At 39.5% G+C, this 22,541-nt stretch carries 38 protein-coding genes; 31 read left to right on the top strand and 7 right to left on the bottom strand.

The features are described 5' to 3' along the window. Positions 1 to 21 precede the first annotated feature (21 nt). Complete coding sequence (locus HYU07_04240) at positions 22 to 435, top strand: hypothetical protein (GenBank protein MBI2129423.1); 414 nt, start codon at positions 22 to 24, stop codon at positions 433 to 435. Positions 436 to 525: 90 nt separating this feature from the next. Here HYU07_04240 and HYU07_04235 read toward each other — a convergent pair whose 3' ends face one another. Beyond that, positions 526 to 1,311: a hypothetical protein gene (locus tag HYU07_04235; GenBank protein ID MBI2129422.1), complete on the bottom strand. Its 786-nt coding sequence runs from the start codon at positions 1,309 to 1,311 to the stop codon at positions 526 to 528. 186 nt (positions 1,312 to 1,497) lie between these two features. Between HYU07_04235 and HYU07_04230 the strand changes: the two genes are divergently transcribed. The 28 genes from HYU07_04230 (at position 1,498) to HYU07_04095 (ending at position 17,322) form a co-directional block, all read left to right on the top strand. Further along, complete coding sequence (locus HYU07_04230) at positions 1,498 to 1,728, top strand: hypothetical protein (protein ID MBI2129421.1); 231 nt, start codon at positions 1,498 to 1,500, stop codon at positions 1,726 to 1,728. Beyond that, on the top strand, positions 1,728 to 1,976 hold the full coding sequence (locus HYU07_04225) for a hypothetical protein (protein ID MBI2129420.1): 249 nt from the start codon (positions 1,728 to 1,730) through the stop codon (positions 1,974 to 1,976). Before HYU07_04230 ends, HYU07_04225 begins: the two co-directional genes overlap by 1 nt. 362 nt (positions 1,977 to 2,338) lie before the next feature. After that, complete coding sequence (locus HYU07_04220) at positions 2,339 to 3,313, top strand: 50S ribosomal protein L3 (protein MBI2129419.1); 975 nt, start codon at positions 2,339 to 2,341, stop codon at positions 3,311 to 3,313. After that, on the top strand, positions 3,310 to 4,101 hold the full coding sequence (gene rplD, locus HYU07_04215; protein ID MBI2129418.1) for a 50S ribosomal protein L4: 792 nt from the start codon (positions 3,310 to 3,312) through the stop codon (positions 4,099 to 4,101). The genes HYU07_04220 and rplD overlap by 4 nt, the downstream gene beginning before the upstream one ends. 1 nt (position 4,102) lies before the next feature. Next, complete coding sequence (locus tag HYU07_04210) at positions 4,103 to 4,363, top strand: 50S ribosomal protein L23 (GenBank protein ID MBI2129417.1); 261 nt, start codon at positions 4,103 to 4,105, stop codon at positions 4,361 to 4,363. 10 nt (positions 4,364 to 4,373) lie between these two features. Next, positions 4,374 to 5,090, top strand: coding sequence for a 50S ribosomal protein L2 (locus HYU07_04205; GenBank protein MBI2129416.1), 717 nt, complete (start codon positions 4,374 to 4,376; stop codon positions 5,088 to 5,090). Between the two features lies 1 nt (position 5,091). Beyond that, complete coding sequence (locus tag HYU07_04200; GenBank protein MBI2129415.1) at positions 5,092 to 5,475, top strand: 30S ribosomal protein S19; 384 nt, start codon at positions 5,092 to 5,094, stop codon at positions 5,473 to 5,475. A gap of 14 nt (positions 5,476 to 5,489) precedes the next feature. Beyond that, a complete protein-coding gene (gene rplV, locus HYU07_04195) occupies positions 5,490 to 5,984 on the top strand; it encodes a 50S ribosomal protein L22 (GenBank protein MBI2129414.1) in 495 nt (164 codons plus the stop codon). Then, positions 5,981 to 6,787 (top strand): 30S ribosomal protein S3, encoded by an 807-nt coding sequence (locus HYU07_04190; GenBank protein MBI2129413.1) that lies wholly within the window; start codon positions 5,981 to 5,983, stop codon positions 6,785 to 6,787. Before rplV ends, HYU07_04190 begins: the two co-directional genes overlap by 4 nt. After that, the gene (gene rpmC / locus HYU07_04185; GenBank protein MBI2129412.1) at positions 6,777 to 6,974 is read left to right on the top strand and encodes a 50S ribosomal protein L29; all 198 of its coding nucleotides are present in this window, start codon (positions 6,777 to 6,779) and stop codon (positions 6,972 to 6,974) included. Before HYU07_04190 ends, rpmC begins: the two co-directional genes overlap by 11 nt. Positions 6,975 to 6,977: 3 nt before the next feature. Continuing rightward, positions 6,978 to 7,286 carry a translation initiation factor gene (locus HYU07_04180; protein MBI2129411.1) on the top strand — a complete coding sequence of 103 codons (309 nt, stop codon included), beginning with the start codon at positions 6,978 to 6,980 and terminating at the stop codon, positions 7,284 to 7,286. A 19-nt stretch (positions 7,287 to 7,305) separates the two neighbouring features. Next, positions 7,306 to 7,668, top strand: coding sequence for a 30S ribosomal protein S17 (locus tag HYU07_04175; GenBank protein ID MBI2129410.1), 363 nt, complete (start codon positions 7,306 to 7,308; stop codon positions 7,666 to 7,668). Further along, a complete protein-coding gene (locus HYU07_04170) occupies positions 7,640 to 8,041 on the top strand; it encodes a 50S ribosomal protein L14 (protein MBI2129409.1) in 402 nt (133 codons plus the stop codon). Before HYU07_04175 ends, HYU07_04170 begins: the two co-directional genes overlap by 29 nt. 18 nt (positions 8,042 to 8,059) lie before the next feature. Next, positions 8,060 to 8,497, top strand: a complete 438-nt coding sequence (locus HYU07_04165) for a 50S ribosomal protein L24 (GenBank protein ID MBI2129408.1) — start codon at positions 8,060 to 8,062, stop codon at positions 8,495 to 8,497. Beyond that, complete coding sequence (locus tag HYU07_04160; GenBank protein ID MBI2129407.1) at positions 8,448 to 9,134, top strand: 30S ribosomal protein S4e; 687 nt, start codon at positions 8,448 to 8,450, stop codon at positions 9,132 to 9,134. Before HYU07_04165 ends, HYU07_04160 begins: the two co-directional genes overlap by 50 nt. Positions 9,135 to 9,139: 5 nt before the next feature. After that, positions 9,140 to 9,661, top strand: coding sequence for a 50S ribosomal protein L5 (locus HYU07_04155; protein MBI2129406.1), 522 nt, complete (start codon positions 9,140 to 9,142; stop codon positions 9,659 to 9,661). Further along, entirely contained in the window at positions 9,658 to 9,888 is a 231-nt protein-coding gene (locus tag HYU07_04150; protein MBI2129405.1) for a 30S ribosomal protein S14, read from the top strand. The genes HYU07_04155 and HYU07_04150 overlap by 4 nt, the downstream gene beginning before the upstream one ends. A 9-nt stretch (positions 9,889 to 9,897) precedes the next feature. Then, positions 9,898 to 10,287 (top strand): 30S ribosomal protein S8, encoded by a 390-nt coding sequence (locus HYU07_04145; GenBank protein ID MBI2129404.1) that lies wholly within the window; start codon positions 9,898 to 9,900, stop codon positions 10,285 to 10,287. 1 nt (position 10,288) lies between these two features. Further along, positions 10,289 to 10,837 (top strand): 50S ribosomal protein L6, encoded by a 549-nt coding sequence (rpl6p, locus tag HYU07_04140; GenBank protein ID MBI2129403.1) that lies wholly within the window; start codon positions 10,289 to 10,291, stop codon positions 10,835 to 10,837. Next, positions 10,834 to 11,403 (top strand): 50S ribosomal protein L32e, encoded by a 570-nt coding sequence (locus HYU07_04135; GenBank protein ID MBI2129402.1) that lies wholly within the window; start codon positions 10,834 to 10,836, stop codon positions 11,401 to 11,403. Before rpl6p ends, HYU07_04135 begins: the two co-directional genes overlap by 4 nt. Before the next feature lies 1 nt (position 11,404). Continuing rightward, complete coding sequence (locus tag HYU07_04130; GenBank protein ID MBI2129401.1) at positions 11,405 to 11,857, top strand: 50S ribosomal protein L19e; 453 nt, start codon at positions 11,405 to 11,407, stop codon at positions 11,855 to 11,857. Then, the gene (locus tag HYU07_04125; protein ID MBI2129400.1) at positions 11,854 to 12,360 is read left to right on the top strand and encodes a 50S ribosomal protein L18; all 507 of its coding nucleotides are present in this window, start codon (positions 11,854 to 11,856) and stop codon (positions 12,358 to 12,360) included. Before HYU07_04130 ends, HYU07_04125 begins: the two co-directional genes overlap by 4 nt. A gap of 53 nt (positions 12,361 to 12,413) precedes the next feature. After that, positions 12,414 to 13,229 carry a 30S ribosomal protein S5 gene (locus HYU07_04120; protein ID MBI2129399.1) on the top strand — a complete coding sequence of 272 codons (816 nt, stop codon included), beginning with the start codon at positions 12,414 to 12,416 and terminating at the stop codon, positions 13,227 to 13,229. Next, entirely contained in the window at positions 13,222 to 13,578 is a 357-nt protein-coding gene (locus HYU07_04115; GenBank protein MBI2129398.1) for an uL30 family ribosomal protein, read from the top strand. The genes HYU07_04120 and HYU07_04115 overlap by 8 nt, the downstream gene beginning before the upstream one ends. Then, positions 13,579 to 14,073 carry an uL15 family ribosomal protein gene (locus tag HYU07_04110; protein MBI2129397.1) on the top strand — a complete coding sequence of 165 codons (495 nt, stop codon included), beginning with the start codon at positions 13,579 to 13,581 and terminating at the stop codon, positions 14,071 to 14,073. 2 nt (positions 14,074 to 14,075) lie between these two features. Then, on the top strand, positions 14,076 to 15,470 hold the full coding sequence (gene secY / locus HYU07_04105; protein MBI2129396.1) for a preprotein translocase subunit SecY: 1,395 nt from the start codon (positions 14,076 to 14,078) through the stop codon (positions 15,468 to 15,470). A 3-nt stretch (positions 15,471 to 15,473) separates the two neighbouring features. Then, positions 15,474 to 16,217 (top strand): DUF106 domain-containing protein, encoded by a 744-nt coding sequence (locus tag HYU07_04100; protein MBI2129395.1) that lies wholly within the window; start codon positions 15,474 to 15,476, stop codon positions 16,215 to 16,217. Positions 16,218 to 16,698: 481 nt separating this feature from the next. Next, positions 16,699 to 17,322, top strand: a complete 624-nt coding sequence (locus HYU07_04095) for an alpha/beta hydrolase (protein MBI2129394.1) — start codon at positions 16,699 to 16,701, stop codon at positions 17,320 to 17,322. A gap of 74 nt (positions 17,323 to 17,396) precedes the next feature. Here the strand turns inward: HYU07_04095 and ribA are convergent, their stop codons facing one another. Beyond that, the gene (gene ribA / locus HYU07_04090) at positions 17,397 to 18,002 is read right to left on the bottom strand and encodes a GTP cyclohydrolase II (GenBank protein ID MBI2129393.1); all 606 of its coding nucleotides are present in this window, start codon (positions 18,000 to 18,002) and stop codon (positions 17,397 to 17,399) included. Positions 18,003 to 18,075: 73 nt separating this feature from the next. Between ribA and HYU07_04085 the strand changes: the two genes are divergently transcribed. After that, a complete protein-coding gene (locus HYU07_04085; protein MBI2129392.1) occupies positions 18,076 to 18,495 on the top strand; it encodes a GNAT family N-acetyltransferase in 420 nt (139 codons plus the stop codon). Here the strand turns inward: HYU07_04085 and HYU07_04080 are convergent. From HYU07_04080 to HYU07_04065, 4 genes are read right to left on the bottom strand one after another with little or no spacing between them, the layout of a single operon-like run. Next, on the bottom strand, positions 18,489 to 19,046 hold the full coding sequence (locus HYU07_04080; GenBank protein ID MBI2129391.1) for an MBL fold metallo-hydrolase: 558 nt from the start codon (positions 19,044 to 19,046) through the stop codon (positions 18,489 to 18,491). The two genes, HYU07_04085 and HYU07_04080, sit on opposite strands and share 7 nt — an antisense overlap. Further along, positions 19,043 to 19,390, bottom strand: coding sequence for a hypothetical protein (locus tag HYU07_04075; GenBank protein ID MBI2129390.1), 348 nt, complete (start codon positions 19,388 to 19,390; stop codon positions 19,043 to 19,045). Before HYU07_04075 ends, HYU07_04080 begins: the two co-directional genes overlap by 4 nt. Then, entirely contained in the window at positions 19,387 to 20,139 is a 753-nt protein-coding gene (locus HYU07_04070; GenBank protein ID MBI2129389.1) for a hypothetical protein, read from the bottom strand. The genes HYU07_04075 and HYU07_04070 overlap by 4 nt, the downstream gene beginning before the upstream one ends. A 43-nt stretch (positions 20,140 to 20,182) precedes the next feature. Continuing rightward, positions 20,183 to 20,842 (bottom strand): TraB/GumN family protein, encoded by a 660-nt coding sequence (locus tag HYU07_04065; protein MBI2129388.1) that lies wholly within the window; start codon positions 20,840 to 20,842, stop codon positions 20,183 to 20,185. A gap of 116 nt (positions 20,843 to 20,958) precedes the next feature. Here HYU07_04065 and HYU07_04060 point away from each other — a divergent pair, with 116 nt between their 5' ends. Further along, entirely contained in the window at positions 20,959 to 21,234 is a 276-nt protein-coding gene (locus tag HYU07_04060; GenBank protein MBI2129387.1) for a PRC-barrel domain-containing protein, read from the top strand. Between the two features lie 175 nt (positions 21,235 to 21,409). Here the strand turns inward: HYU07_04060 and HYU07_04055 are convergent. After that, on the bottom strand, positions 21,410 to 22,541 hold a 1,132-nt coding region (locus tag HYU07_04055), incomplete at its 5' end, for a hypothetical protein (GenBank protein MBI2129386.1).

Below are 22,541 nucleotides of genomic sequence, written 5' to 3'. Positions count from 1 at the left end.
GGCATTAAAAAAGAAGAGCAAATGGAAAAAACAGGAAACAGGCAGTTTGAAGAATTAACAACTGCGATTCCTGAGCAGCTCTTTCCTCCGTGCATAAAGCTAATATTAAAAGGAGTGGAAGACGGAAGAAAAAGGTCGCTTTTTGTGCTGGTTAATTTTTTAACATCTGCAGGCTGGGATTATGACAAAATAGAAGAGCTTCTTAGAAAGTGGAACAAGAACAACAGGGAAGAGCTGAGAGAAGTTTATCTTATCGGGCAGGTAAGGTATCACAAGCAGCAGAAAAAGAAGATACTGCCTCCGAACTGCATAAACAAAGGATATTATCTCGACATCGGGGTGTGCAAACCTGATGATCTGTGCAGGACAATAAAGAATCCTGTGAATTACGCGAAGAAAAGGGCAAGGCATGCAAGCAGGCAGCAAAAAGAGTGAGCTGTTAACTTAACGTCACCTTAACGTGATCTGGTAAGTAAGAGGGATCTAAAACCCAATAAAACTGATTTGAATAATTTTTTATCAGGACTATGTTTCACTAATTAATATCCTTTCAGAATGATCTTTTAGTTTTGCGGTGGAAACTACCAAAAGTCTTTGATTTTCTCTTTCAAGAAGTTCTTTAGCGTATTCTACTATTTTTCTACAACATTCCGTTAGTTGAGGATTTTCAGCTATCATCTTAACATTGAGATTAAGCTGTTTCAATTCTTCGTAACTTATTTTTGAGGCATGTTCATCTTTATTCATAAATAAATCCACTAAATTGTCAATTTCTTCATTAGCGGTAAGAAGGGTGCCCTGCTTATGATTGTAGAGTGATTTTTTATTTGCTAAAACTTTTGGGATTAAATCTCTTATGTCATTAAGGTGTTGTCTTGCCTGCGAACTAATCAATGGATCTTTTATCCCTAGTGCTCTTATTATACGGATTGATTCAGTTTCGATCTTAGCAATAGGATCAATTTGAGTTATATTGAAAGTGCTCAACAAAGACAATTTTCTTGAGTATAAAAACGGATAACACATTGAAGAGCAACATGAGAAAGGAACAAAAGTTTCATAATAATCAAAATGTTCTTGTAATAGTTGACCTATTGCCCCTCCTGCCTTAAGATTGCCTCCAGAACCATACAACATAACTGTCATTCTTTTAACTTGAAGTTGTTTAATATAAGCAAAAATTGAGTTAAAATCACATAATTCCATTGGCTCTTCTATGGAAGGATTATAAAAAATTAGCATTAAGTCGTTATTTAGTTCTAAATGATCTTTTAGTTTTTCTAATTCCTTGACTAGCAGTTCTTCTGTCATTTTTATATGAATCTCCACAACATTTAAATACTTTGGGGTATATTAAAAGTAGTATATTTATATTAAATATATATAATAATGGTATGCCTGATATAAGTCAATGGTACATAAAATGTAATAAACCACAACATTTATAAATACCTCGCAGATATTAACGTATATCAATCAATGAAGGAGGTTAAAAAAATGGCAAAAGAGCAGTCAGAAAAAAAACAGGTTCATATAACTTTGTCTACAGAAGCTAGAAAAGAACTTGAAGAATTACAAAAAAAGTTAGATGTCTCTTCAATATCAGATGTAATAAGAAGTAGCATTGCTTTAACAAAGTTTATTGCTATGGAAAAAGCAAATGGTAATGAAATAATAATCAGGAATATAAAGGACAAAAAAGAAAAAATCATCGCTACACTAAGATAATGATAGATAATAATTTTGATGTTAAGATAAATTCTATCCCGGTATTTAGAGGAGCCATTGAAAATCCAAAACAAAAAGTTATAGGACTTCATTTCATTATAGGAAATTTTATTTGTGCTGCAATGGTTGTGGCTTTCTTAATTTTACTTTTTTCCGAGAAAACAATGCCTGAATTTTTAATTGGGCTTGTCGGATCAATAATAGGTTATTATATCGCAAGACCACCTTATGATCTAAAAAATTTCTAATAATCAGCTACCGATAGTTTTATCATTCCGAGCCATTTATTTTGTCCTGTTTCCAGTTTTAGTCCTGCAAGTTCAGAAGTAATTTTATTTGTTGTTGTGTGAGCATCCATGCCTTATTCATAAAGGCAGAAAACCGAAAAGAGTTATACATCAGATCCCTTTAACTTACCAAAAAGAGCAACCTTTATAAACAACTCCCTTATTCTGAGCATATATTTAAATTTTAATTTAAATATTAAAAAAACAAGCCTGAAAAGGGGCCTTTTCAGTACGAGTTTAATAACACGTATTCTAAGAAAAGGCTCTGCAAAAAGGCTTTTTTAATAATGAAGTTGAACAAAAACAATAGATGAAGTAGTAAAATGCCCAGAGCACACGCACCGAGAAGGGGAAGCTTGCAGTTTTGGCCTAGGAAAAGGGCCAAAAGAATTTTAGCTAGAATTAGGACTTGGGCTTTGCCAAAGGATGTTAAGCCGGCTGGATTTGCAGGTTACAAGGTTGCAATGGCCCACGTAACAACTACAAACAACACACCTGATGCAATGACAAAAGGCGAGAAGATATCTGTGCCTATAACAATTGTTGAATGCCCTCCAATCAAGATCGCTTCAGCCATTTTATACAGGAAGTTCGGCTATGGCGTTGCTCCTTCTACACAGATTTTATCAAAATCACTTGACAAGGAATTGAGAAGAAAAATTCCTTTTCCAAAAAAAGAGCAGAAAACAAGCCTGGAAAATATCAATATTGATGATTATACTGATGCAAAAGCGCTTGCTTACACACAGCCGAAATTAACAGGCATTGGAAAAAAGAAGCCCGAGGTTTTTGAGCTCGCAGTCGGGGGAAGCCTGCAGGACAAATTAAACTGGATAAAAGAGCATATGAATAAAGAAATAAGGATAAGCGATGTTTTCAAAGAAGGCCAGCTGGTTGACATTCATGCAGTTACAAAAGGCAAGGGCTATCAGGGCCCGGTAAAAAGATTCGGAGTAAATTTAAGGTCGCACAAGTCAGAAAAAACAAAGCGGGGACCTGCTTCATTAGGCGGATGGATGGGACAGCAACATTTCATGTGGAGAGTGGCGCATGCCGGAAAAATGGGCTTCCACCAAAGAACAGAGTACAATAAAATGCTGCTTAAAATATCAAACGACAAGGCAATAAACCCTAGGGGCGGATTTTTAAGATATGGGCTGATTGACAATGATTATGTATTGGTGAAAGGATCAGTCATGGGGCCTGCCAAAAGAATACTGCTTCTGACGCAGGCACTGAAGCCAACCAAAGGGGCGGCAAAAGAGTCATTTGAAATTGAAAGAGTGATTATGAAATGAAAGTCCCGGTATTGAGCTTAACCAACAATGAAATCGGCAAAAAAGAATTGCCGCAGCAGTTTAACGAGCCTGTAAGGTTTGATCTAATAAGCAGGGCTGTGATTGCAATCCGGGCGAATACAAGGCAGCCTTATGGCGCAAAGTTTGAAGCCGGGCAGAGGGCATCTGCAAAGCTGTCAAGAAGAAGAAGAGACTATAAAGGGTCTTATGGAATAGGAATTTCAAGGGTGCCAAGAAAGATAATGAGCGGAAAGGGCTCGAGGCACAACTGGGTTGGAGCAGTAGCTCCGGGAACCGTTGGAGGAAGAAGGGCGCATCCTCCGAAGCCTTCAAAAGACTGGGCAAAAAAAGTAAACAAAAAGGAGAATAGAAAGGCAATAAGGTCTGCATTGGCGGCTGCAATGAACAAGGAATTTGTGAAAAATGTCCCTGAAAATTATCCGTTCATACTCGAAACAAAATTTGAATCATTAAGAAAAACAAAAGAAGTCATTGATGCATTAATCCGGCTTGGATTTTTAAATGAGCTTGAAAGAGCAGAAGAAAGAACAATAAGGGCCGGCAAGGGAAAAATGCGCGGCAGAAAATATAGGACAAAAAAAAGCGTGCTTTTTGTTGTTTCAAAAAAATGCGGGCTGATGAGCGCTGCAAAGAATATTTCAGGATCAGACATAGTTGAAGTGAAAAACATAAATGCAGAATTACTGGTTCCGGGAATAAGGCCGAGAATCGCATTGTTCACGGAAGCTGCAATAGACGAGCTTGATAAAAACAGGTTATTCACATAAAATGGAAACAGAAAAAGTAATCAAATATCCGCTGTCGACAGAAAAATCGATAAGATTGATGGATTCAGAGAACAAGCTGGTGTTTGTTGTAAATAAAAAGGCAAAAAAATCAGAGATAAAAAAGGCAGTTGAAGAGATGTTCAAGGCAAGGGTTGATGATGTCAACACGCTTGTAGGGCCTGACGGCGAAAAAAGGGCGTATGTTAAATTCAATAAGGAAACACCTGCAATAAATGTTGCGACAAAACTCGGGCTTATGTGATTGAGGCAAAATGGGAAAGAATCTGATTCAGCAAAAGCGGGGAAAGGGAAGCTCAACTTATAGGGCCCCATCATTCCGCTATGAAGGAGATATCAAGTACATGCCGCTATCTGAAAATATTGCCGAAGGAAAAATACTGGACATATTTCATTCAAGCGGCCATTCGGGGCCATTATTGAAACTAAAATACAATAACGGAAAAGATGGCCATAATATTGCGCCAGAAGGCGTAAGAGTCAATGACACTATACAGATCGGCCAGGCAGCAGATATAAAGCCCGGATCCATAATGAGCTTAAAAGACATACCTGAGGGAACATCTATATATAACATAGAAGTAATTCCCGGAGATGGCGGGAAATTCTGCAGAGCATCCGGAGCATCCGCAAAAATACTTTCAAAAACAAAAGACTATGTTCTGGTGCAGCTTCCTTCAAAGAAGGAAAAATTATTCCACTTCAACTGCAGGGCAAGCATCGGAATAGTTGCCGGCAGCGGCAGGGTTGACAAGCCATTTGTAAAGGCAGGCGGTAGATTTTACTGGAAGAAAGCGAGAAACAAGCTTTATCCGAAGATTTCGGGAATTGCGCAGAATGCAGTCAACCACCCATTCGGAGGAAGCAGGTCATCAAAGAAGAACAAGCCATCTACTGTTTCGAGAAATGCGCCTCCTGGAAGAAAAGTTGGATTAATAGCTGCAAAGAGAACAGGAAGGCTGAAGAGATAAAATGGTTAAAAAGGAATTTACTTACAGAGGAAAAACAACTGAAGAGCTGAAGAGAATGAGCCTGAATGAGCTGGCTCAGATACTGCCCTCAAGGCCAAGAAGAACAATAAAGCGCGGCTTTACAGACAGCCAGAAAAAACTGCTTGAAAAAATAAGAAGAAATGAGCCCAATATAGAAACTCACTGCAGAAATATGCTTATACTGCCCGATATGTTCGGAATGATGATTAAAATACACAATGGCAAGGAATTTGTTCCGGTGATAATACAAGAGGAGATGCTGGGGCATTCTCTTGGTGAATTTGCCCAGACAAGAAAGAAGGTGCAGCACGGAGCTCCTGGAATCGGGGCAACAAAATCATCCGCGAGCTTATCGGTGAAATAAATATAAATACGCTAATGGCAAAATACAAATACGCTTCAAAAATTGAAAACGGGAAAAATGCAAAGGCAGTAGGAAGAGACCTGCCTGCATCAATAAAGCATTCGTTAGAAGTCTGCAATATGATAAGAAACAAAAATGTTGAAAAAGCAAAAAAGACTTTGATGGATGTGATTGGAAAAAAAGAAGCTGTCCCTTACAGAAAATTCCAGCAGGATCTTGCTCACAGAAAAAATATCGGGCCAGGAAGGTTTCCTGTAAAGACATGCGAAAATATACTTGAAACGCTTAAGGCAGCAGAAGCGAATGCTGTGTTCAAAGGGCTGGGAAAAGACCTTTTCATCAAAAGCATTGTTCCGCAGAGAGCAGCCAAGCAGTGGCACTATGGAAGAAAAAGAAGAAGGCACATGAAGAGGGCGCATATTGAGATTGTTTTGGAAAGCGGAACTCCGAAAGAAATAAAGAAAATATTCAGGCCTTTCAAAAGAATGAGGCACATGGCAAGAAGATGATTGAGAGAAAACTAGTTAATGACAGAATAAAGGAATTCCAGATTCAGGAGTTTATAGAGCAGAATCTGAGCAAGGTGGGGCACAGCCACACAAAAATGGTGCGCACGCCTTTGGGCGAGAAGATCGTTATATATGCATCGAGGCCAGGCCTTATTGTAGGTAAAAAAGGCGCAAACATAAAGAAGCTTACGAAAAACCTGAAGAAGAAATTCAATCTGGAAAACCCGCAGATCGAGATTTCCGAGGTTGAAAACATATTCCTTGATCCGCAGATTGTTGCAGAGAGGATTGCAAATGCGCTCGAAGTGTTTGGCGCTAACAAGTTCAAGGCTGTCGGCCACAAAACAATGGTTGAAGTGATAGGCGCAGGTGCATTGGGCATAGAGATACTGATTTCTGGAAAACTGCCGAGCGCGCGCGCAAAAAGATGGAGATTTTATATGGGTTATTTGAAGAAATGCGGAGAAGCCGCAATCTCGGGTATAAAGAAGGCATATGCGCAGGCGAAGCTGAAATCGGGAATAATTGGCGTGCAGGTCAGGATAATGCCGCCTGACATAGTGCTGCCTGACAAAATAAAATTCAAAGCGCAGGCTGAAGATAAGGAAGCTGCAGAAAATAAATCAGAAGAAAAAAGTGAAGTGGAAGAAACAGAGGCTGAAAAAGCCCAGGAGCAAAAAACAGAAGAGCCTAAAAAGCCAAAGGGAAGAAAGAAAAAGGCCAAGAATGAAGCCAGTTCTGAAAATGCAAAAGATTCTCAGGAATCACAGGAAGAAAAGCCAAAGGTAGAAAATGAAATTTAAAGAGCTGAAGCTGATGGGAGAAGCTGACCTGAAAGAAAAGAGCAGCGAGATAAGAAAAGAGCTTATGAAATTAAATTCACAGGTTGCCATGGGAACAATAATAAAGAACCCGGGCCAGATAAAGGGCATTAAAAAAACAATTGCAAGAATAAAAACAATATTGAAGACCAAGGAGGTTAAAAAATAACGAATGAGCGAAATATGCTCTAAGTGCGGATTGCCGAAAGAACTTTGCGTCTGCGAAACAATAGCTAAGGAAACCCAGAAAATAATAGTGGCGCTGGAGAAGAAGAAATTCAACAAGGTGTATACTGTTATTGAGGGCGTTGACAGCAAAGAAATTGACATGAAAGAGCTGATAAAGAACCTAAAAAGCAAATTTGCCTGCGGCGGAACGATAAAAAGCGGAAAGGTTGAGCTGCAGGGAGACCACAAGCACAAGGTAAAGGAAGAATTGGTTCGTTTGGGATTCGCGCCAGAAACAATCGAAGTGCAATAAGAAACTTACAAAGGCTAAAATGGATAAAATCAAAAATATAGGAATAGAAGTGAAATCGCCTGAAAAAGCTTGTGATGACAGGCATTGCCCTTTTCACGGCAGCCTGAAAGCAAGGGGCAGGATTTTTACAGCAGCTGTTATTGCTGCAAAATCAAATAAATCCGCCACAGTAGAATGGGAAAGGCGTGTGCTTATAAAAAAATACGAGAGATATGAAAAAAGGAGAACACAGGTAAGGGTTCACAATCCTCCCTGCATAGACGCAAAAGAAGGCGATGCTGTTAAGATTGCTGAATGCAGGCCAATAAGCAAAACAAAAAAATTTGTAATAATCGAAAAAACCGGGAAAGAAAATGCAGGCACTAAAAGCAAGAGTAACTAGAGGGCTGCAAAGAGGCTCGTTCCTCGATGTATGCGATAATTCAGGGGCAAAGCTGATCAAGATAGTTTCAGTTATAAACAAAAAAACCACAAAGGGAAGAGTTGAAACAGCAGGTGTGGCTGACCTTATTTTGGCATCAGTAAGAAAAGGCAAGCCAGAGATGAGAAAACAGGTAGTGTATGCCGTTATAGTGAGGCAGAGAAAGGAGTACAGAAGAGCTGATGGGCTCAGGGTAAAATTCGAAGACAACGCAGCTGTCGTCTTGAAAGATGAAAAAGGCAATCCGAAAGGAACTTTGCTCAAGGGGCCTATTGCAAAAGAGATTGTAGAAAGGTGGCCAATGGTCGCAAAGATAGCGACGGTTGTAGCTTAACAATGGAGAATTAAAAAAATGTTTTCAAAATCATGGAATAGCAGCAGTCAGCCAAGAAAGCAGCGCAAATACAGGGCTAATGCTCCGCTCCACATAAAGGGAAAATTCCTGGCTGCGCATTTATCCAAGGAGCTAAGAAAAGCCTACAACAGGAGAGGCATGCGCCTGAGAGCAGGCGATAAAGTGAAAATCATGGTTGGTCAGTTCAGGAAGCAAGAAGGAAATGTAGAAAAGGTTGACACAAAAAAAGAAAGGGCATATGTCGCAGGAATCGAAATCGTGAAAAGAGACGGCTCAAAAACACTCTACCCAATACACCCTTCAAATTTGATGATAACGGGATTGAATCTTGAAGATAAAAAACGAAAAAAGATACTGGAAAGAAAGAATTTAAAGGAAGTAAAAAATGAAAAAACACCTAAAAAGACTGGCGGCGCCAAAGTCGTGGCCAATTAAAAGGAAAGGAGAGAAATTCATAACCCGGCCGTTGGCTGGTTCTCATGAGTTTGGGCTTGCCACATCTCTGGCCATAATGCTGAAAGACCTGCTTCATATTGCAAAAAACAATAGGGAAGTGAAGCATATCCTGAACAGCAAGGACATACTAGTAGACGGAAAAAGAAGAAAAGAGCCGCGTTTCCTTATCGGCCTGATGGATGTGCTTTCAATACCTGAGACAAAAGAGAGCTTCAGGGTGCTGCTGGACAAAAAAGGAAGGCTTAGGCTGGCCAAAATAAGCGATGATGAAGCAAAAATAAAATTGTCCAAAATAATAAACAAAACTGTAATAAGAGGCGGAAAGACGCAGCTGAATCTTAGCGACAGCAGAAATGTTTTGGCTGAAAAAGGCGATTATAAATCCAATGATGTGCTTGTTTTGAATTTGCCAGACCAGAAAATAAGCAATGTGCTGAAATTTGAAAAGGGGGCCAGCGCCTATACAACCGGCGGGAAGCACATCGCAGAATTGGCAGTTATTGAGGAAATAAAGGGCGATGTTGTATCGTTAAATTCAAATGATAAAAAATTTGAAGCAAGAAAAGAACAATGCTTTGTTGTAGGAAAGGAAAAGCCGCTAATAAAAATTGAATGATTAAAATGCAAACCAATGCAATGAAAGAAATAAGGATAGAGAAGCTGACATTGAATATCGGGGCAGGAAAAGACCAGACATTGCTAGAGAAAGGAATGAAGCTGCTAAAAAGCATGACAGGCATGGCCCCAATAAAGACGGTTACAAATAAAAGGATACCTACATGGGGCTTAAGGCCCGGATTGCCAATTGGCTGCAAAGTTACATTAAGGGGAAAAAAGGCAGCTGAGCTGCTTAAAAGGCTGCTTGAATCAAAGGCAAATAAGCTTAAAGAGAGCCAGTTTGACGACTATGGAAACATGGCATTCGGAATTCCGGAGTACATTGACATACCTGATGTAAAATATGACCCTGAAATAGGGGTAATCGGATTAGAGGCATGCGTTACTTTGGAAAGGCCCGGGTTCAGGGTTAAAAAAAGAAAACTCTGCAAAGGCAAAATAGCAAAAGACCACCAGATAAAAAAAGATGATGCGATGAATTTTATGAAAACAAATTTCGGTATAAAAATAGGCGAGGAAGAATGACTACAAGCTATTATAAAAAATTACTGAAACAGCTCAGGGCAAAGCCGGCAAAGCTTAAGAGATTTGCAAAGTTCAATGCGCCGAAAGAAAGAAAGTACGGCATTGGAACAAAGAAATGCAGGCGCTGCGGAAGAACAGGCGGCCATATAGGCAAATACGGCTTAAATCTCTGCAGGCAATGCTTTCGAGACATTGCTGTAAAGATTGGCTGGAAAAAATACAGTTGAGGTTAAAAAATGGCATTAAATGATCCGATTTCAGATGTGTTGTCATCGATAATGAACGCTGAAAAAATAGGCAGGAAGGAATGTGCTGTTAGAGGCTCGAAAATAATCAAGGAAGTCCTCAATATTTTAAACAGATATAATTATGTCGGATTGTTCAAGGAAGATGAAACAAGGCGGGGCTCATACTTGACAGTCAGCCTTCTTGGCAGCATAAACAAGTGCGGGGTCATAAAGCCAAGGCACAGCGTGAGCAAAAATAATTTTGAGAAATTTGAAAAACGGTATCTGCCGGCAAAAAATTTCGGCGTACTGATCGTTTCAACAAACAAGGGCCTAAAAAGCGATGAAGATGCTAAAAAGGAAAAACTCGGAGGACGGCTGATAGCTTATTGTTACTAGAATGAAAAAGGGCGCAATTGAGGCAGTTATAGAAATTCCCGGCGGAGTAGAGGCAACGCTGGATGGAGGAATATTAACGCTGAAGTCTGCTAAAAATGAGGCATCAAAAAAGCTTACCAGCGAAAAAATAAAGCTCGCGCTGGAAGGCAATAAGCTGAAACTGTCGACTAAAAAAAGCTCGAAAAAGGAAAAGAAGCTCATTGGCTCATTTAGGGCGCACATTAAAAATCTCATTGAGGGCATCAGGGAGCCGCACGTGTACAAGCTTAAAATCTGCTCCGGGCATTTTCCAATGAATGTTTCAATTGCAGGCAATGACCTGACTGTTAAAAATTTTTTGGGAGAAAAAATACCGAGAAAGCTGAAGCTGAAAAAAGGCGCCAGTGTAAAGATTGAAGGCAGCGAAATAACAATTGAATCTTCAAATAAGGAGCTTGCAGGCCAGGCAGCGGCAGATATAGAGCAGCTTACAAAAAGGCCGAATTATGATCCAAGAATTTTTCAGGATGGGATTTACATCACAATAAAAAATGGAAAGGAAGTAAAATGAGCAAGCTGCTTGAACTAAGAAAAGCAATAAAGGCAAAGAAGCCGGTTTTTCTCAGGCAGGACTACCATAAAAAGAAAGAGCTTGGAAGAAAGTGGAGAAAGCCGAAGGGGCTTCATTCAAAAATGAGGCACCATTTCAAAGGAAAAACCAGATGCGTTGCCCACGGATGGGGCTCGCCGGCTGAAGTGAAATATCTGCACCCGTCTGGACTGAAGCAGATCATGGTGAATTCAGTTGAAGAACTTAAAAAAATAAACGCGAAAACAGAAGGCGCGATGGTTGCGGCAGCTGTTGGAATGAAAAAGAAAGTTGAGATTTTAAAAAAGGCTATTGAACTTGGAATAAAAGTGCTTAACATTAAAGATACAGGGTCTTATTTAAAAGAGCAGGAAGAAAAGCTGAAAGAAAGAAAAAAGAGGCGCACAGAGCTCAAAGAAACCAAAAAAGAAGAGAAAAAATCAGATAAACTGGAAGAAAAGGTTGCACCAGAGCTGAGCGATGAAGACAGGAAGAAGCAGGAGAAGCTTGAAAAAGAAAAAGTACTGACAAAGAAGGATGCGGTGTAAAATGGAACTTAAAATTCAAAAACGATTAGCAGCCCAGGTTTTGAAATGCTCTCCTAAAAGGATAAAGTTTGATGTTGAAAGGCTTGAAGAGATAAAAGAAGCCATAACAAAGGCAGATATAAGGTCGCTGATAGGCGGCAAGGGAATAACACGCTCGCAGAAAAAAGGCGTTTCACGATTAAAGGCTAAAATAAGGCATCTGAAAAAAAAGGAAGGCCGCTATAAGGGATTTGGGAGCAGGAAAGGCAGAAATACAGCAAGATTGCCGCCTAAAAGAAAATGGATGAATGCTGTCAGGCTGCAAAGAAGGTTTTTGAAGATGCTGAAGGCTAAAAAAAATATCGACAATGCTGTGTTTTATGAGCTTTATGCCAAGGTCAAGGGCGGATTTTTCAGAAGCAAAAGGCACCTTGAGCTGTACATACAGGAGCATAAACTGGCAAGGCTAAAATGAAAAATACATTTACAGTAAGATTCAGGAGAAGGAGAACCGGGAAAACAGACTATAAGAAAAGGCTAGCTCTGCTGCTGTCAAACAAACTCCGCTTAGTAATAAGAACGTCATTGAAAAACATAATTTTGCAGGCTGCAGAGTACCAAACTTCAGGCGATAGGATAGTGGCATCTGCGCATTCAGGCGAGCTTGAGAAATTAGGATGGAGCATCAATAAAGGCAACATACCTGCTGCTTATCTTACAGGGCTTTTATTCGGAAAAAAGATGAAAGAGAAAAAGATCGGTGATGTTGTGCTTGATATAGGAATGCAGAGATCTGTTAAGGCTTCAAGGCTATACGCTGCGCTAAAAGGCGTGCTCGATGCCGGCATAAATGTTCCGCATTCAAAAGATATACTGCCTGACGAAAACAGGACAAGCGGGAAGCACATACAGGATTACACTAAAAAAGAAGTCCAAAAAATGTTTACAAATGTAAAGGAGAAGATACTTGCAAAATGAAGAAAGAAAAGATTGAAGAAAAAACTGAAGAAATCAAAAAACCTGAAGAAACTATGATCGCGCCTGAGGCTGTTGAGGAGGAAAAGCTCGAGATAGAAGCCAAAGATGTTATAGAGGCAGTCCCTGAGGAAGAAGAGATTGAGAAGGAAATCCCAAAAGGATCATTTGACAGGGAAAGATGGAATCCCAAAACCAGCATTGGCAAAAAGGTGAAAAGCGGGGAGATTAATGATATTGACCAGATAATTGACAACGGCCTAAAGATAATGGAGCCTGAGATCGTGGATATTCTGATGCCTGATGCAGAGATTGACCTGCTTCTCATCGGCCAGTCGAAAGGAAAGTTCGGCGGCGGAAAGAGAAGGGTTTTCAGGCAGACTCAGAAGAAAACAAGAGAGGGAAACAAGCCAAGATTCTCAACTGTTGTTGTCATCGGGAACCGCAACGGGCATATCGGCATGGGCTATGGCAAGGCGCGCGAGACAGTTCCTGCAAGAGAAAAAGCAATGAAAAGCGCGAAATTAAATTTAATAAAAGTAAGAAGAGGATGCGGAAGCTGGCAGTGCGGATGCAGAACCCCGCATTCAATTCCATTTAAAGTCACTGGTAAAAGCGGGTCTGTGAAATTAACATTAATGCCTGCGCCAAAAGGAACAGGATTGGTGCTTGAGCCGGAATGCCAGAAGATATTAAGAATAGCGGGGATAAAGGATGTTTGGTCTGATTCACTTGGCCAGACTGTGACAAAGATAAACCTTGTCAATGCGTGCTTTGATGCTTTAAAGCAGACTATGAAAGTGAAAGCTAGCACGCGAAATATTGAAGAAACAGGATCAGCGGAAGGAAGGGTAAAGAAAGAAAATGTCTAAAAAACTGGCGATTGTAAGGGTAAGGGGAACTACCGGGATAAAAAGCGGGATAAAAGACACTTTGACTATGCTCAATCTCTACAAAAGGAATTTCTGCATTGTGGTAGATGATAACCCGTCAAATAAAGGAATGATCAAAAAGGCTGAGAACTATGTTGCATGGGGCGAGATTGATGATGAAACACTGAAACTTGTTGAAAAAAGAAAAGAAGAAGGCAAGAAATTCTGCAGGCTGAATTCCCCAAAAAAAGGATATGGAAGAAAGGGCTTGAAGCATGCTTTCGCTGTCGGCGGAGCTCTCGGCTACAGGGGAGAGAAGATAAATGACCTTATCAGGAGGATGCTGTAGATGACTGTTAACAGAAGAAAAAAAGTAAGCAGGCAGAGAGGCTCTCACACCCACGGATGGGGCTCGAAGAAGAAGCACAGAGGATCAGGAAACAGGGGAGGCAGGGGAAGAGCCGGAACCGGGAAAAGAGCAGACCAGATGAAGACCCTATACTGGAAAAAAAGATATTTTGGAAAGATGGGCTTTAAATACCACGGCGTGGAAGAGAATGTAAATGCAATAAATTTAGACGACCTGCAGGAGAAGATTCCTTTTTTAATTTCGCAAAAGCTGATAACCGAGGATAAAGGAACTTATAATATTGATTTAGGCAAGTTAGGCTATAATAAACTGCTTGGAACGGGGAATGCTTCAAAAAAGATGAAAATAAATGTAAAATATGCGTCAGAAAATGCAGTTGAGAAGATAAAAGATTCAGGCGGAGAAGTGATTTTGGCTGAAAAAAAGCAATTGCCGCCTAAACAGGGAAAAAAAGAGGAGACTGTTAAAAAATAAAAATGCCTGGTTTTCAAAATTTGCTGATGAACCTTCCAGGCGTGGAAGGGCCGAAGCAGAGAGTGCTTTCCTTTAAGGAAAAGCTGAAGTGGACACTGATAATCCTTGTTCTTTTTTATGTTCTGAGCCTTATTCCTCTTTTTGGATTAGGGCCGAACCAGCTGCAAAGATTTGAGTTTTTGGCCGTTATATTGGGCGCTAAATTTGGCTCTATAATGTCTCTTGGAATCGGGCCTATAGTGACAGCATCAATTGTGCTGCAGTTGCTGAATGGGTCGGGAATAGTGAAGTTTGACCTGACAACGCATGAAGGAAAGCAATATTTCCAGGGCGTGCAGAAAATCTTGTCTGTGTTTTTCATATTGCTTGAAGCTGCTATTTATGTTTTTATGGGCGGATTGGCTCCATCTCCAGGCTTCATCGGAACAGGAGTTTATTTTCAGCTGCAATTATTGCTCATATTTCAATTATTGTTAGGAGGATTGCTTGTCCTGTTTATGGATGAAGTTGTCAGCAAGTGGGGATTTGGGTCCGGAATCAGCCTGTTTATTGCCGCCGGAGTGTCGGAAAGCATTTTCATAAGGGCATTAAGCTGGCTGCATCCTGCAACTAATCCTGAAAGCTTTGTCGGAGCAATCCCGGAATTTTTCAGATCATTGGCTACGCAGAATCCTATAGGAGCTGGGCTTGCAATCGCATCCATAATTGCAACAATAGTTGTTTTTGCAATAGCAGTTTATGGGCAGGCTATGAAAATAGAAATACCATTAAGCTTCGGAAGAATAAGAGGGCACGGCATAAGATGGCCTCTGCATTTTATTTATACCAGCAACATACCCGTTATTTTAGTTGCTGCTTTGCTTGCCAATGTGCAATTACTGGCGACATTGCTGCAGAACTGGGGGCACCCTTTGCTTGGGACTTTTACATCGCAAGGAAGCCCTGCATCGGGGTTTGTTCTTTTAGTTACGCCGCCGAATGTTGTCCGCAGCCTGATTGAGGGCAGCTTGACAGGATTTGACATATGGCGCGCTGCGGTTTATACTTTATTTATGATTGCAGGCGCAATAGTTTTTTCGATATTCTGGGTTCAGACATCCGGCATGGATGCGCGAAGCCAGGCAAAGCAAATGATGGCATCTGGATTGCAGATTCCGGGATTCAGGAGAGATGAAAGGGTGCTTGAAAGATTATTGGACAGGTATATATGGCCGCTTACTGTAATGGGAGCAATTCTTGTGGGTTTTTTAGCTTCGCTTGCCGATATTTCAGGAGCATTAAGCAATGGAACTGGAATTTTATTGGCTGTTATGATTATTTACAGGCTATATGAGGATATTGCAAAGCAGCACATGATGGACATGAATCCAATGATGAGAAAATTTATGGGAGGATGAATAATGAGCTTTTTAGATCCTGTTTTAGGCCCTCTTCTTCAGCTAAATACTTTTTTGGCGATTTTTATTATTTCACTTATTATTTCACTCATTATAATAATTGCTTACAAGTATCTTACGAATCAAAAACTGATGAAAGAGATGAAGGATGACCTTAAGAAGTATCAGGCTGAGACGAAGCAGAACAAGAATGACCCCAAGAAAGTCATGGAGATCCAGAAGAAATCAATGGAGATCAATATGAAGTACATGTCGCATTCAATGAGGCCTACATTGATCACGCTTTTGCCCGTAATACTTATTTATGGGTGGCTTGCTGCTAATTTTGCCTATCATCCGATACTGCCTGGCCAGGATTTCACAACAACTTTGGAGTTTGTTGAAGGAGCAACAGGAAATGTTATGCTGAATATTATTCCTGAAGGGATTGCAATAAGCGGTAATGAGACGCAGCAGATTGCTGGCAATAAAATAGTATGGAAACTGACTGGGAAAGAAGGCGAATATAAGTTAACATATTCTCTGAATAACAAGACTTACAGCAATGAAGTGCTGATCACAAAAGGACGCGCTTACAAACAGCCTGAGATTGCGCTTAAAGGCAGCGTGATCAAGAAGATCACAATTAGCAATGATAAGATGATTGTGATGAATCTGTTCGGATGGAAATTAGGTTGGCTTGGGACTTATATCATTCTGTCTTTGATCTTCAGCATGGGCCTGAGAAAGCTGATGAAGGTTTATTGATTGTGGCCTTTAATGGCTGAATGGTTCCTGCATTAAGAGACTGAATAGACTGAATTATTCTAAATGCCCCCTTAGTATTAGTGCAATTCATACTCTGCTTTCCGCCAGAAGTATCAATTGAAAGGGGGGTGGCAATTTGCCCCCATCCCTGAGCAAAACCGTCATCTCTCCTGCGCATATCTTTTAAATAGCCATTTGGATCCTTTGAATCAGTCAATGCCTCAACAATGTCGGCAGCGACAAACCACTATTCATCATTAAACCATGTCCTTCTTATCTTCTTCCCTTGAAAGGCAACTAATGCGTTATTGGGATCCATGAGCTTACGTAATGACTTGCCCTTTAAATAGGTTATGGGCAGAGATGTCCAGTGGCAATGCACTTAAAGATCGTTATCAGCAATAGCGATGGCTTATTTCTAACCCCCACCTAAAGGCGGCGAAGAGATAAATTAATAAAGTTTGATTAAACCATGCCCATTATGACGAAAAAGAAAACTCAGATATTAATAATCCGTGGCGGAATGACTTTTAAAAGTAAAAAAGACTACTTACATTTTTTAAAAACCAGAAAAATATCAATTGAGGAAGAAATAAAGTGGGGCGATGATTATTTAAAGAAAAAATTAGGAAAAGAGTTTGAAATCATAAAACCACGCATGCCTTTACAAGATAATGCAAAATATGAAGAGTGGAAGATTCATTTTGAAAGACAATTTCCTCACTTGAGAAACAACATCATTTTAATTGGATCATCACTAGGCGGAATTTTTCTCGCAAAGTATTTATCAGAAAATAAGTTCCCTAAAAAAATATTGTCAACTTATTTAATTTGTCCGCCATTTAATGATACTTTACACGGAGAAGATTTAGTTGGCGGATTCAAACTTAAATCAGATTTATCGATGATTGAGAAAAATTCCAAAAACCTCAATTTATTATTTTCAAAAGATGACCCTGTTGTTCCAGTATCTCACGCTAAAAAATATGAGAAGAAACTAAAAAATGCAAATATTGTTATCTATAAAAGTAAAAATGGGCATTTTAAAATATCTAAGTTTCCAGAGATTATTAAAATGATGAAAGAGGATGTTAAAAAGAAATAACTTCGCCGCCTTCCCATGATCTTAAAACACGAGATATTCAATCTATCTAATTTAAGACAAATCTTCAATTGATTTTATCTTACAATTCCAACATCCTCCATCAAATGCCCCAGTTTTTCTTTTTTAGCCTTAAGATACCTTTCATTTGTTTTATTTGGCTCAACAATCAATGGAATTCTATCAGCAACTTTCAGCCCATATTTCTCCAATCCTTTTATTTTGTGCGGATTATTTGTCAGCAGCCTTATTGTTCTCAGGCCAAGATCAACCAGTATCTGCGCCCCGATTGTATAATCCCTTTCATCTGCCTTAAACCCAAGCTTTTCATTCGCTTCAACTGTATCCATTCCCCTGTCCTGCAATGCATAGGCTTTGATCTTATTCAACAACCCGATCCCCCTTCCTTCCTGCCTCAGATAAAGCAGCACTCCTCCTTTTTCAGCTATGATCGAAAGCGCTTTCTCCAGCTGCTCCCCGCAGTCGCATCTTAAGCTTTTAAAAACATCACCTGTAATGCATTGCGAATGCACCCTTACAAGGACATTTTCCTTGTTTCTAACATCGCCTTTGACTAAGGCAACATGATGGTCTTTCTCCTTAGTTTCATAAACTATTATCTTAAAAGATCCATATTCTGTAGAAAGGCCCGCCTCAGCCTTTTTTATTATCAAGTTCCCCATTCCAAGAGGTAATTAAAATTCATTTAAATAGTTTATGAGATGATTTATAAATAAGTAAACTATTTCATAACACATGGTCTTAATAAAAGAAGCAAAAACAAAGGACGAAGTGCTGCAAGTCATTTTTCTAAGAAGAAAAGTGCTTGTTTCTGAAAATAGATATTCAATATTCAAATCAGAACCAGATAAATATGATCTTACTTCAAAAATCTATGTTGCTAAACAAGGTAATAAAGTGATTGGAACTGCCAGAGTAAGAAAAGAAGGGAACATTTACAGAATCCAAAGAATGGCTATATGTAAAAATTACAGGAAAAAAGGGACGGGAACAAGAATAATCAAAAAAATTCTTAAAGATTTTATAAACAAAAGAATCTATTTGATGAGCCCTAAATCGTCTGTTTCGTTTTATGAACAATTTGGATTTAAAAAAACCAAGAAGACACAAAAAGGAAAACATCATACTTATTACAGGCTGCAAAACTTTCAATAATCATGCCCTGGCGCCAATATCTTGAAATTGCAGCCAAGCAATTTAACAATCGATTTCTTGATCTCAGCAGGCACAGAAGTCGGCAGATCCACTCTGCCAAGCATCTTTTTGTTGAACAATGTATCGCCTGTAAACAAGACAAACTGCTTTGGATAAAATAAGCATATTGATCCGCGCGTATGCCCTGGCGTTTCAATCACCTGAAAAACCTCATCAGAAACAGCAGTTTTCAGCTCAGAATTAAACTTCTGGACCATATCATCATCTAAAATAGCCGCTTTCTTATCTTTCTTAAAATCCTCAATCTCAGCAGCACCGGCAAAAAACTCCGCATTCGCAAACAAATCAAAATTTCCAATATGGTCATAATGCAAATGAGTAAAATAAACTTTTATCACTTCATTCAAGGGAATGACCTTATCCAGAAATCTCAGCAGCTCGCTTCTCTTGCTTCTTGGTCCTGTATCAACCACAATCTTCTCATTCTCAAGAAGATAAACATTCGAGTCAGCACTCAGCTTATATATATTCTCACAAAGCTTAACAATCATCTTACATATCCTTTTTCATGCGCATAATAGCTTATAACATTAGCCAGAATAAACAGAATTAATATTACTATCACGCTTCCAAATCCCCTGATAAAAACTCCTAATACAAATCCAATCAGGAAAAATATAAAGCCAAGGATAAAAGGCACCTTTAATCTTTTTTTCCTGTAAAACCACATCCTTCCGGTCATTAAGCCGCATAAGAATGCAGTAACATACTGCAAAAAGGCAGAGCCGGCAGAAGCTGAAAGGTAAAACCCTGCAACAAGCACTATAATTGCAACAGTCTCAGCCCAGTCTGTATAAAAATCATACCCTTTCTTGTTTTTGAATAGTTTCGTCATGTTACCTTGTTCTCAAAAGTTATATAGAATATCAGCCAGCAAATAGCGCCAATAAATAATGCAAAGACAAAGGAATATATATTCAAATATGCAAATAAAACTGCATAAGCAATTATGCTGGATGCTACAAAAACATACATGAGCCTTGAAGCAAAGAAAATCCTGCTTCCTGCCAAAGGCGGAATAGGCAGTAATTGATACGCTCCGTAAACAAGGCCAATTAGGAATATCTGCTGTATTGCAGCTGAATTAATATGGAGGAACCATAAATCTATTGTCTTCAGAATAGCTCCGAATAAAATGCCTGCAATAGGCCCTGCTAATGAAGTATGGCTGAACAATGTGGTATTTGGCCCGTAACGGAACTTGCCCAATCTGTGCTGAGGCAGCATATGTATGAAAATTCCCCCTGGAGCTAAAAACCATATATATCCCCTGCTCACAAATACAAGAAGCAGGCCAATAAGCAAGCCATACCACCACATTTTGTACTCTACTCTATAGCCAAAATTCAAGCCAATCACCCTATGGCCAACCTGGTTGATCAGAACTATCAGCGCAACAAGCAATATAGAAATAAACAAATTCTTCAAGCCAAAGATCAGGTTAAATTCTGCGCCAGGCCCCCATTTCCTGAAAGAAACTATAAAAGCAACAACCAGTATGGAAATCATCAGCCCTTTAGTCTCTTCAGCGCTGAACTTGAAATACCTGTTTATCTTATCCCTCAGATCAACCAGTTCGCTCATTTCACCATATCACTTTGAGAAATAGTATATAAAATTTTGGATTTTAAGCCTTTATCATCCCAATTATTTCCTCTTCATGCCCTGCTCCGACAATCGCAGCAATCTTGGCTTTAGGGTTTTCAAGCATTATTTTCTTAAGATTGGCTGCCATCACTTCATTCCTTTCTATAACAAGCACCCTGTAAACATTGGGATAATTCTTTTTTACTTCATCTGTCAGTTTCCTAATGATCTCTTTGGAAGGAACTTTATTCAGGTCAAATTCCAGTTTCCTCCTCATAAGAAATCCTTTGAAAATATCCTTTACAAAATTCAACTTCTCCTTCCAAGTCAGGCTTTTTGAGAATTTTTTCAATGTAACTTCAATATCCTGGTCAATCAAAGCAACCCTTATATTGTTCTTTTTTGCCAGCTTTATAGCAGCAACCATCTCAGACCCGGGCTGAACTCCGACAATGGATCCAAGCTTCTTTTCAGCCCACGCCCCAAGCAAGGCAAACAGGTAGCCTTTAAATCCAATCCTTCCGATGTCGCTTATTCTTACACCTCTTTTCTCTTTCTGCAGAAGGGCAAAAAAGCGCTTCCTGTCGAGCTCCAATGCAACAATATCCGGCTTTTCTTTTTTTATAGTGTCTTCTACCTCTTTAAGCGATTCTTTTGCTATATGTGAAGTCCCTATTACAATAAGGTTCTTATGGATCATTTCTTATGGAAATCCCTTCTTTCTTATAAAGTTTCTCTTGCAGAGTAGAAAAGTTTAAATAGTTGAGTAATTTTAGGGAAACTATAATTTTAATTAAAACTGAGGAGGTAGATTTTATGTTAAAAATGAAAAGGATTTCTGAAACATATGACATGAAGGTATTTACTGACAATGGCGAGTATTTCGGCGATGTTGAAGAGAGCATTCTCACGCAGACAAAGGTGTTTGGATGGCGCGTAAGGGCAACAAAGAATTCCTTCCTAAACAAAGTGCTGGGCAGCGCAAAAGGAGTTATAGTTCCGCATCAATTGGTTAAATCCATCGGTGATGTCATGATCATCAGCAAAGCAGCTGTTCCGAGCTATAATCCTGAAGAAGAAGAGAAGGCATAAATTTAATTTCTTAAATGCAAATATTCCATCCAGTCTTTGACTGGTGGTTTGTAAGCGAAACAACCCATTACGAATATTTGCATTCTTAGAAACCCGACCGAGCGAACGGAGTGAGCGAGCAATCCCCTCATCTGTGATGAGGGGTGTCGGGTTTCTCTTGAATCAAGAAATAAGATCAGGAAACATACTCATGTATTTGTTGCGTTGTAGTTATGTCCTCTATCCTTGTTTTGTCTTTTCTGATCTGCTTGAATGTCGGAATTCTTAACGAATGCGCCCTTTCATTGTCATAACCGAGGCCGCAGCTATGCCAGTTGTCGCTGTATGTTATATCCTGCACTTGCACCTCAACTATTACCGGATCTTGCATTCCCACTATTCTTTCAGGTATTTTTCTTTTTATCTTTGACATCGAAGGGTTAAATGCTATGCCGCCATGTGCGTTTACAGTTTTTTCATAATCTCCGTTGACATTCACAATATTTCTCGCTTTTTTGCAGATATCTTCTTGATCCTTTTTTGCGCTTACTTTTACTTTCGCCAGCGTTTCATATTTGCCAGTTTCCCCGTTATAGCTTCCAACTAATATTGCTGAGAAAGGCTTTCCTGCTTTTCTGCTCTCAGGAGTTTCATAAAAGCCAAGGACAACAAGATCCAGCGTTAAAAATTCCTTTAATTTTATCCAGTCACTGTCCCTGCTGCCGGGAACATAAAAAGACAATGGATCTTTGGCAACAAGGCCTTCATAATTATTGCTTATTGCCTGCAGGAAAAGCTGCTGCAAGCCTTCTTTATTGGTCATATCCCATTGCTGTATCAGGCTCAGGTTTTTTGTTCTATCGACAACTTCCTCTAATATGGCTCTCCTGACCTTAAGCTGCCTTGAAAGCAATGGCCTGTTTTCAATTATGAGTGCATCAAAGATATCAAGCTTTAGGGGATATTTTTCAATAAGCTCTTTTGTTAAATTTTTTGCGCTTGTCTTTGGCCTGTTTTCAACTGCAGTGAATTCATCCAAAGAAGTGAAGTTTTCATGAGTTGGAAGCCCAAGAAGCTCTCCGTGATAATAGCCAGAAGGGAGCTTCAGCATGCCTTTTGTTAGTTCAGGAAAACATTCAGGATTCCATTCATTCAGGCTGCTTGAAAACATCTTTATTTTTTCATTGCATTTGCGGTCTATGCTGAGTAAAACGCAAAATCCGTCGCTTTTCTTCTCCGCTATTGTATTGCCTATTGCTATCGGATAATGAAATGTTGTTGCATCATTCTTGTCAAAGCTGAATTCAGCAACTTTTTTTGGAGCTATT

This window comes from Candidatus Woesearchaeota archaeon (genome assembly GCA_016180285.1).
In the GTDB taxonomy this organism is placed as follows: domain Archaea; phylum Nanobdellota; class Nanobdellia; order Woesearchaeales; family JACPBO01; genus JACPBO01.
This window is presented reverse-complemented; position numbering and strand designations above follow the sequence as displayed.